The following is a 3826-nucleotide window of genomic DNA, read 5'->3' on the forward strand; positions in this document are numbered from 1 at the left end:
CTCATGCTGCCACAGCAGTTCCCCCGTCTCCGGGTTCTTCACCGTCTGGCGCTCACTGGTCAGACGGCCTTTATCGTCATAGCCGTAGTGGACCGCCACACGGTGGCCTTCACTGGTATGGCTGAGGGTGGTTAACCACCCGTGCTCATCCTACTGCCACTGCTCTGCCGGGTCGCCGTTCACCGTCCGGTGCGTGATGCGGTCTGCTTCATCGTAGTACCACTGCGTGACCTGCCCCTCATCCTCGCTGCGGATGAGCTGCCCTGTGGCGCTGTACCGGTAACGCTGTGTCCTGCCATCAAAGCCGCGCTGCTCCGTCAGGCGGTCCAGCACATCGTAGGTAAATTCACTCCGGCTGCCGTTCTCGTTGGTCAGCACGGTGATGCGCCCGGCAGCGTCATACCCCATGCTGCGCGTCAGCCCGCCTTCCGTCACACTCACCGGACGCCCGCGTTTATCATATGCGATGGTGCTGCGTTTACCGTCCGGTGATATCGTTGCTGTCAGGTCGCCTGCGGCACTGTACTCATAACGGGTTTCACGCCCCTGCGCATCCTTCTGCCCTGTCAGCCTGCCGCGGCTGTCATAGAGACTATAAATACTGAGACCTTCCTCCCGGTGAACGGCGATTTGTTGACCGTACCGGTCATACTCATACCGCGTCATGTACCCCGAGCAGTCCGTGAAGGTCCGAAGCTGACCGTACCGGTTTCGCGTTATTCTCCGCGTTACCCCGATTCCGTCTTCCACCGCGCCGGGCAGGCTACTGCGGGGGGGAGTCATAAAACCAGCGCGTAATGTTACCGTTGCGCGAGGTCTCTTCTGCCAGTCGGCCCTGACGGTCATATTTCCGGCTGCTGCGTAAACCATCCGGATATGTCACTGAAGTCAGTTACAACTGGCTGTTATAGCCATACCGCACCGTCCTGCCGTCCGGCAGTATCACTGAAGTCAGCTTTCCAGACGCCATATGCAGCCGGTACACCGTCCGCCGCCCCGCCGCATCCGTCTGCGCCTTCAGCCTCCCCGCCTCATCATACTCGCTGCGGGTGATGCTCCCGTCCGCATGCTCCTTCTTCACCACCCGCTTCAGGCCACCTTCGCCTTCCGTGTACAGCACCTCCCGCCGGTTCAGGCTGTCCGTGATGGTCACACGGTCCTGCCCGTACTCAAAGCGGTAGTCCAGTCCCTCCGGGTTGACCTGCTCCGTCACCCGACCGGTATCATCATACCGGTAGCGGCTCTCCGGCCTCCCTGCATAATGGTGCGCCACCATCCGCCCGGCGTGCTCCGCATCATAAGTAAACCCGCGCACCTGCGTCCCGCTGCGGTCATACACCGCCCGCAGTTCTCCGCTGGCCGTGTACGTGTAGCGCGCCAGCGGCGCAGTCGGCTGTTCATCCGGGTATGCCGGGTCGTGTGTCAGCCACACCGCCTCCAGCCGGATACCGTTATCGGCACCGTATTCTGTACCGGCGGGCAGCGTGTCGGGGAAAGCTGAAGAAGAGGAAGCAGAACGGGGACCTGCAGGGGAAGATAAAGACGTGGCGCGCTGTTTACGGAAGGCTTCCGCCCGCTGCGCCTGCGTGGTCAGCGCCAGGTGAAAACGACGGCCCGCGCCGTCCGTCACCCTGGTGATTTCGCCAGCCAGTTCGCCTGCGGCCTCGCGGTGGAAAGCCAGTGAAAGCCCGAAACCGTCCACCACGCCCGTCAGCACCCGGTATGCAGGCGGCTCCGGCGGCAGCACTTCGTCCGCCTCCGGCACCCGCTCCGGCCAGCCGAGTATCCACCACGGCCCCTGAAGGCTGTTTGCCGCCAGGTACACATGCGGACTCAGGCGAACATCTTCCGGCAGCACCTGCCAGAGCGCGCTTAGCGGCTGCGAACTGTGCTGCTCCGCCACCCCGCCCCGCGCCAGCCAGAACGACTCACTGCGGCTGTAACTTATCTCGCCGGGAAACAGGGGTTCAAAGTGAATACTCCTGCCGCCACTGTCGTTGAGTATCAGGCCTTCATCGCGTATCTGTAAGCGGATATCGAAGGGGGCTTTCCAGCCGGGACCAAACACCCCCACCGGCGCGGGTGTCCTGGTTCGGTAGCTGCTGTAAGCGCGAGAAAGAATAAACGGCAGCGGGCCGGGCAGCGCAAGGTCCGTCTCGCCCGGCAGCACCTTCGCACCCAGTAGCGGGTTCACCGGGTTAGCATAGGTAATCCCTCCCGGACACACCGAGCAGGCCACTCCTGTCGGCGCACCTATCAGCCCCCCTGCTGAACCCTGCACAATATCCAGTCCCTTGCGGGTCATGTCACCCTGCCGCGCCGCCGGTTTTCCGCTCATGGTTTATTCCTTTTCTTTTACCTTACATGTCCATACAAATAGTTACCTATACTGTCTTTGAATATTGCCCTACCATTTAAAGCCCACCTATTTCTTGCGACAGAAAAGGGATTTCTTTTTTAATCCAATCTATCATTTCATTTTTTTCAAAACATACGTTAATGCCATTCACACTTCCACATTCACCAAAACCATCAAAATAAATTTCACATTTATTATTTTTATTCGAAACAATGTCAACCCCCCATCTTATATCGTTATTCTCCTCCTTCCTGAAATACTTCATTTGCAATAAATCAATTATCTCACCAGCATAAAAATCGCTAACCCCATTCACCACCACTTTATGTTTGTATATTCTCTTGAGACCTTCCTTGCTAAGCGGGGTTAAGGTGGTAACATATGCTGGAAGATTAATTATTTCTATCGTTTTCACACTATCTATTCCACACAATTCATTCACTCGCCCCATCCCCAATACCGAAGCAGAAAATAGAGACAATAAAACCATCAAATATTTCATCATAAAAAAATATCACTATTCTGGCGTGCCATTTATTGTTGCCGTCTGCGTTGGTGTATTCACACGATAATACACTCCATTATATGCTGTTCTGGTACACTCACCTAAAGTTTTCGCCGCATGCTGTTCAATTAAAGTGATAACTCTCGCCTCTTCTTTATTTTTATATTGTTCATCCGCACGTCTCACAAGCCCCATATAACCATCCTTATCAATAAGATATAAGTGCGCATGAGCAAACTCATGCCCCAAACCTAATGCAGGTGATTGTGATTTCGATTTTAAATCAGTTGAACAAAATAAAGCCGCCTTACCATTCCAATATATAGTCATTTTATCCGGGTCAAATCTAACGTCGGTTTCATCAATATACTCTATCTTTATGGTTTCTTCAGAGCTTGATAAAAAATCTATAGCTTCTTTCATTCGTGAATCTTGTTTTAAATACTCAACAGCCTGATTAAAATCACTTGGATCACCGTTAACATGGAATTTTAAACCCAAAGAATCTATAAACCGAACAGGGTTTAATGGATATTTATACAGATTCCATTCACCTCTTAGCCCGATTGGATCCTGGGTGATATACCTCCCCTGTAGCGGGTCATAGTACCGGTTCCGGTTATAGTACAGTCCTGATTCCTCATCATGCTGCTGCCCCGGCAGACGGTATGGCTGGTGCAGGTGATGCGGGTTCTCCTCATTCAGCAGGTTGCCCCATTCATCATATTCCCCACGCCATTCCGTTGCTCCTTCGGTACTGATGAGCGCCAGCGGCAGCCCCCGGTGGTCACAGTGATAAAGATGAATTTTTCGCTCAGGTAAATAAACCGGCTCTATCTGTGCCGCCAGCCGCTCCACCGTCAGCCCGCACTGTGCCAGCCACTGGCGGCTTTCACTGCTCACGCGGTCTGCCCGGATTTCCCCCTCCAGCCTGTCCAGCATCCTCACAAGTTCTGCCGGGA

2 protein-coding genes and 1 pseudogene are annotated in these 3826 nt (G+C 54.5%); all 3 read right to left on the reverse strand.

Going from position 1 to position 3826, the window contains the following annotated elements:
* Positions 1-2338, reverse strand: a pseudogene (locus ACJHXB_RS24660) (DUF6531 domain-containing protein); the annotation flags it as partial.
* Positions 2339-2414: 76 nt separating this feature from the next.
* Positions 2415-2864 (reverse strand): hypothetical protein, encoded by a 450-nt coding sequence (locus ACJHXB_RS24665; protein ID WP_001605072.1) that lies wholly within the window; start codon positions 2862-2864, stop codon positions 2415-2417.
* Positions 2865-2876: 12 nt separating this feature from the next.
* On the reverse strand, positions 2877-3826 hold a 950-nt coding region (locus tag ACJHXB_RS24670; protein WP_407631309.1), incomplete at its 5' end, for an RHS repeat-associated core domain-containing protein.

It is taken from the genome of Escherichia sp. WS3227_2, from assembly GCF_046486495.1.
In the GTDB taxonomy this organism is placed as follows: domain Bacteria; phylum Pseudomonadota; class Gammaproteobacteria; order Enterobacterales; family Enterobacteriaceae; genus Escherichia; species Escherichia coli.

Coding starts and splice junctions, on each gene's coding strand:
- ACJHXB_RS24665 (WP_001605072.1), bottom strand. CDS start 2,864: ATGATGAAATATTTGATGGTTTTATTGTCTCTATTTTCTGCTTCGGTA.